Source organism: Mycobacterium sp. (genome assembly GCF_029961025.1).
Taxonomy (GTDB): Bacteria; Actinomycetota; Actinomycetes; order Mycobacteriales; family Mycobacteriaceae; genus Mycobacterium.
Map to the genome: position 1 here is coordinate 282,248 of NZ_JASBVP010000003.1, position 6,000 is coordinate 288,247.

A 6,000-nucleotide genomic window follows, 5' to 3' on the forward strand; every position below is an offset into this window, starting at 1 on the left:
GTGGGCATATTGGTGCCCCGAGCCTTCAGAGACCTTCAGAGAGAGGTGCTGTGCAGTCCAACCGAGCCGGTGCCATCCTAAGCTTGTTGGCCGTCGGCGCACTGGTGTTATCGGGATGCGGTGGCGGCGGCCCCAAAACCTCGCCAAGCGCGTCGGTGAAAGTGAATTGTGGGGGCAAGAAGCAACTCAAGGCCAGCGGTGCTACCGCGCAGGAGAACGCGATAGAGCAATTTGTCTACGCCTATGTGCATGCCTGCCCGGGGTACACACTGGACTACAACGCCAACGGCTCGGCCGCCGGGGTGAGCGACTTTATCAATAACAAAACTGATTTGGCGGGTTCGGGGGTGCCGTTGGACCCATCGAAGGGTGAGCCCGACCGAGCGGCGGAACGATGCGGTTCACCGGCGTGGAACCTGCCGGTGGTGTTTCAACCCATCGCCGTCACCTACAACATCACCGGCGTGAGTTCGCTGAAGCTGGATGCGCCCACGACTGCGAAGATATTCAACGGCACCATCACCCGGTGGGACGACCCCGCGATCAAGGCGCTCAACGCGGACAGCACTCTCCCTTCCGCGCCGATCCACGTGATTTTTCGGAGCGACAAATCCGCTAACTCGGCCAACTTTCAGCAATACCTCGAGGCCGCGTCCGATGGGGCGTGGGGTAAGGGCGACGGCGAAACCTTCCAAGGCGGTGTCGGCGACGGCGCCGTGGGGGATAACGGCAACTCGGCTCTGCTGCAGCAAACCGACGGGTCGATCACCTACAACCAATGGTCGTTCGCGGTGGGCAAAGAGCTGAACATGGCCCAGATCATCACGTCAGCGGGTCCGGACCCGGTGTCGATCACTACCGAGTCGGTCGACAAGACGATTGCCGGGGCCAGGTTCAAGGGCCAGGGCAACGACCTGGTGTTGGACACGTCGTCGTTCTACAAGCCGTCGCAGCCCGGCGCCTATCCTATCGTGGAGCCGACCTATGAGATCGTCTGCTCGAAATATCCGGACGCCGCGACCGGCACCGCGGTGCGGGCGTTTATGCAGGCAGCAATCGGCCCGGGTCAAGACGGCCTGGCGCAGTACGGGTCCATTCCGCTGCCGGGATCGTTTCAATCGAGGCTGGTTGCGGCGGTGAATGCTATCTCTTGACTGCTTGACTGTCCCTTGACCGGGGGAGGGGAGCTCGATGGTAAGCGGCGGTGAGCCGAGGTCGCGGGTGGGGTCGTGGTTTGGGCCCTATCGGTTGAGGCGGCTGCTGGGCCGCGGCGGGATGGGTGAGGTCTATGAGGCCGAGGACACCCGCAAACACCGGCTGGTGGCGTTGAAGCTGCTCTCGGAGCAGTTCTCCGGTGACCCGGTGTTTCGGGCGCGGCTGCAGCGCGAGGCGGTGGCCGCGGGGCGGCTGAGCGAGCCGCATGTGGTGCCCATCCATGACTACGGGGAGATCAACGGTCAGCTGTATTTGGAGATGCGGCTGGTCGAGGGCACCGATTTGGCCACGCTGTTGAGCCGATCGGGGGCGTTGAGCCCGCCGCGGGCGGTGGCCATCGTGCGCCAGGTCGCCGCGGCGCTGGACGCCGCGCACGCGGTCGGGGTGACCCACCGCGATGTCAAACCGGCCAACATCCTGATCACCGGGGAGGATTTCGCGTATCTGACGGATTTCGGTATCGCCCGCGCCGCCGCCGATCCCGGGCTGACCCAGACCGGGATAGCGATGGGCACCTATTACTACATGGCCCCGGAGCGGTTCACCGGTGATGAGGTCAGCTATCGCGCCGATATCTATTCGCTGGCCTGTGTGTTAAGCGAGTGTGTGACCGGCTCGCCGCCGTTTGCGGCCGACAGCATCGAGCGGCTGGTCGCCGCGCATTTGACGAAACCCGCTCCGCGGCCCAGCCAGCTGCTGCCCGGAACGGTCCCGGTGGCCTTGGATCAGGTGATCGCCAAGGGCATGGCCAAAAACCCCGGGGAGCGTTACCGCAGCGCCGGTGAGCTGGCCGCGGCCGCCCACCAGGCGCTGACCGCCCCCGAGCGGGATGAGGCCACCGCGATCCTGCGCCACGGCGCGCAAGCAACCGCGCACACCGACGCCACCGACACCGGCCCCGCCGGTGCCTGGGCCGGTTACCCGGCCCCGGGGGCCGGTACCGGTGGGGCGGGCTCTTCGGCGCCGTCGCCCGGCGCGGAGACGATGGCGGGGCCGGTGCCGCCGGGTGCGATCGGCGGCAGCTGGCGCAGCCGGCCGGAGCCGTCGTCGTCGGTCGGGCCCGCGGGCGCACCGACGTTTGGTCAACCGCCTCACCCCCACGGACCTGACTTCACTCCCGGGGTGCCCCGGCCCCGCATCCAGCGCCGGCTGGCGATCGTCGGCGCGGTCACGCTCCTGGTTGTCGCCGCCGTCGTCACCCTCCTGGTGACACGGCCGTCGCATCCATCGACGCCGCCGTCCGGGCAAACCGTGGTGTCGTTCAGCGGGATCGACTTTCGCCTGTCCCCGGGCGGGGTGGCGCTGGACGGCGCCGGCAACGTGTATGTGGCCAGCGAGACCATGCGCGGGCGGGTGGTGAAGCTGGCGGTGGGGTCGGGCACCCCGACGGTGCTGCCGTTCGTGGGGCTTTACCAGCCGCAGGGGGTGGCGGTGGACGCCAACGGCGCGGTGTATGTCACCGACTTCAACAACCGGGTGGTCAAGCTGGCGGCCGGGTCGAACAACCAGACCGTGCTGCCCTTCAGCGGCCTGAACTACCCCGAAGGGGTGGCGGTGGACGCCCAGGGCGACGTTTATGTCGCCGACCGCGGCAACGACCGGGTGGTCAAGCTGGCGGCCGGGTCGAGCACCCCGACCGATGTGCCGTTGACCGGCCTGAATCACCCCGATGGGGTGGCGGTGGGCACCGACGGCAGTGTCTATGTCACCGACACCGACAATAACCGGGTGCTCAAGCTGGCGGCGGGGTCGAGCACCCCCAGTGTGCTGCCGTTCACCGGGGTCACCGTGCCCTGGGGCATCGCGGTGGACACCGCCGACAACGTCTATGTCACCGAACACGACGACAACCGGGTGCTCAAGCTGGCGGCGGGCTCGAGCACCCCCAGTGTGCTGGCGTTCACCGGGCTCAACACCCCCTTGGCGGTGGCGGTGGATCACGCCGGCACCGTGTATGTCGCCGACCGCGGCAACGACCGAGTGGTCAAACTGGCAGGTTGAGGCCTGCGTGTGCGGTGGCGCTACCGGCCCTGAGACCGGGCGATCCGGCCGGGCTACCGACGAGCCGCGGCCGTCCGCTGATGCTCAGGATTCCGAATGCCGCCGCGCCTGCCAGGTGATCACCCGCCCGAGGGTGATCAGTAGCAGTAAGAACACGATCAGCAAGAAGGCGGCGTTGTAGGACAGGTCTTGGGCCGTCTTTGACGGCTGGTCGTAGAACGTCCAGATCGGGTAGGTCAGGTAGCCCACCGCGGAGTGAGTGAGCTGTCCGGTCGGCAGGAAATCCGACCAGCCCGCGGTATACAGCATCGGCGCCGTCTCGCCGATCGCTACCGCGAGTGCCACCAGCATGCCGGTGACTATTCCCGGCAATGCCGACTTCAGCACAATCCGGCGCAGCGTCCAGCCGACCGGCAGCCCCAGCGCCTCGGCCCCTTCCCGATACGAGGTCGGCACCTGACGAAGCGACGCCTCGGTGGCCTTGGCGATATACGGGATGCTGATGACCGACAGCGTCAGCACCCCGGCCGCCAGGGAAAACCCCCACTGAAACGTCACCACGAGTGCCACATAGCCGACGTAGCCCAGCACGATGGAGGGGATCCCGGAGAGCACCTCGTAGGCGCCCCGCAGCACCGACTGTGTTCTGCCGGTGGCGAACTCCGACAAATAAATGCCGGTCAGCACGCTCACCGTGCCACCCACCAGCATGACCCCCAGACCCAGGACCGCGGTGCCGACGATGGCGTTGCGCAGGCCACCCGCGGCGCCCCGGGTGTCCTGGACCAGGACACTCCAGTGAAACACCGGCAACGCCCGGCCCACGACCCCGATCAGCATCCACAAGGTCGGGCCGACCACCAACGCCAAACAGCAGTAGCATCCGGTCCACCACAACGCGTTGACGATTTTGCGCCGAGTGGGCACCGGCCATAATCGCCGACCCTCGATCGATACCCGAGGGGTTCGTGTCGCGCCGGTGTGGCTCATGGTCAGATTCCTCGTCCGACGGGTAGGGCGGTGCTGGAGGCCCGGCGCACCAGGGCGCGGGCGGCGACGTTGGTCAGCAGGGTGATCACCATGAGCACCAGGCTGGCTTCGGCGAGGGTTTTCACCGCGAAGCCGGTGGAGTCGGTCAGCGCGGAATCCAGTTGGGAGACCACGGTGGCGGCGATGGTGGTCATGGTGGCGTAGATGTTGGTGGGCAGCGCCCCCAGCACCGACCCGGAGACCATGGCCACCGCCATGGTCTCCCCCAGGGCGCGCCCGAGCCCCAACACCACCGCGCCGATGATGCCGCTGGACACCCAGGGCAGGGTGACCCGCCGGGCGCACTCCCACTCGGACATGCCCAGCGCGATCGCGCCCTCGCGGGGCAAAAGCGGCACCTGGCGGATCAGATCCCGGCTGGTGCTGGCGATGATGGGGATGACCATCACCGCCAGCACCAGACCCGAGACCAGCAGGCCCTCCCCGTTGCCGGTGTCGCCGCGAAAATAGTTGAGCACCGGCACGTCGGGGGCGTTGCGGGCGATCAGCGGGGCGATGTGGTGGGCGATCACCGGACCGAAGGTCATCGCCCCCCACAACCCGACGATCACGCTGGGGATGCCGGCCAGCAGCTCCAGGGTCATGCCCACCGCGGTGGCCAGCCTGCGGGGCAGGCGTTCCACGATCACCAGCGCCGCCCCGATCGACACCGGCACCGCGATGATCAGGGCGATCACCGAGGTCGCCAGGGTGCCCACGATCAGCGGCAGCGCCCCGTAGTAGGCGCCCACCGGGTGGGCCACCCCGTGGGTGGTTTCGGTGCTGCCGTAGGTGTTGCCCGGATCCCAGGCGGTGGCGGTGAAAAAATGCAGCCCATTGACCCGCATCGCCGGCAGCGCCTCGATGAGCAGCGTCGCCAGCACAAACACCAGCGCCAGCAGCGGGACCACCGCCCCCACCCCGCCGGCCCAGCGCACCAGCCCCCCACCGCGGCGCACCCCACCCACCCGGCGCGGCCCGCGGCGCAGCGCGGTCAGACCGCGCGGGCCCGGCTGTCGCGTGGAGAACGCCAACTTAGCTGGTGATCTTGGCGATCTGGGCGTCGGAGAGCTTCACCACCGGGGCCGGCAGCGGCTGGAAGTGCACCTGATCCAGGAACGAGGGGCTGTTCCCGTCGGTCAACGCCCAGTGCAGGAACGCCTGCAGCGTCTGGGCGGTGGCGGCGTCTTTTTGCTGGCTGTTGACGATGGCGTACTCGTAGTTGATGATCGGATACCCGTCGGGGGCGGGCCCGTCGATCAGCGAGATCGCCTCGTTCTCGGGGGTTTGTGAGACGAAGCCGGCGGCCTCGGCCTGAATGCTTTTGGCGTCGGGCAGCAGATACTTGCCGGAGGCGTTGCCCAGCCGGGCTTCGCCCAGACCCTTTTGGGTGGCCTGGTCGAGGAAGCTGATGCCGATGTAGGCCACGCACCCGGGGGTCTTGGCGCAGCCGGTCACCATGCCGGCGTTGCCGTGCTCGGCCAGCGCACTCGGCACCGCGGGGAAGGCGACGGTGGTGCCGAAACCGGGTGACTTCCCCCACCCGTCGGGATCCTGCTTGGACAAATACTGGGTGAACAAGAAAGTGGCACCGGACCCGTCGGAGCGGTGCAGCGGAATCACCGGGGTGGCGGGCAGGTTCACCCCGGGGTTAAGCGCGGTGATCTGCGGGTCGTTCCAGGTTTTGATGGTGCCCTCATACATGGCCGCCAGCACCTTGCCGTTGAGCTTGAGGTGCTCGGTGACACCGGGAAG

The 6,000-nt window shown here is 67.7% G+C and carries 5 protein-coding genes; 2 read left to right on the forward strand and 3 right to left on the reverse strand.

Going from position 1 to position 6,000, the window contains the following annotated elements; genetic code table 11:
• The first annotated feature begins 50 nt into the window (after window positions 1–50).
• Window positions 51–1,154 (forward strand): phosphate ABC transporter substrate-binding protein PstS, encoded by a 1,104-nt coding sequence (gene pstS / locus QJR12_RS05190; RefSeq protein WP_300579608.1) that lies wholly within the window; start codon window positions 51–53, stop codon window positions 1,152–1,154.
• A 37-nt stretch (window positions 1,155–1,191) separates the two neighbouring features.
• On the forward strand, window positions 1,192–3,216 hold the full coding sequence (locus QJR12_RS05195; RefSeq protein WP_300579609.1) for a protein kinase: 2,025 nt from the start codon (window positions 1,192–1,194) through the stop codon (window positions 3,214–3,216).
• A gap of 84 nt (window positions 3,217–3,300) precedes the next feature.
• Here QJR12_RS05195 and pstA read toward each other — a convergent pair whose 3' ends face one another.
• The 3 genes from pstA to pstS (QJR12_RS05210) form a co-directional block, all read right to left on the reverse strand.
• Window positions 3,301–4,206, reverse strand: a complete 906-nt coding sequence (pstA, locus tag QJR12_RS05200; RefSeq protein ID WP_300579610.1) for a phosphate ABC transporter permease PstA — start codon at window positions 4,204–4,206, stop codon at window positions 3,301–3,303.
• 2 nt (window positions 4,207–4,208) lie between these two features.
• The gene (pstC, locus tag QJR12_RS05205; RefSeq protein ID WP_300579644.1) at window positions 4,209–5,213 is read right to left on the reverse strand and encodes a phosphate ABC transporter permease subunit PstC; all 1,005 of its coding nucleotides are present in this window, start codon (window positions 5,211–5,213) and stop codon (window positions 4,209–4,211) included.
• A gap of 67 nt (window positions 5,214–5,280) precedes the next feature.
• Window positions 5,281–6,000, reverse strand: a 720-nt coding sequence (pstS, locus tag QJR12_RS05210; RefSeq protein WP_300579611.1) for a phosphate ABC transporter substrate-binding protein PstS, incomplete at its 5' end; no start/stop codon positions are given.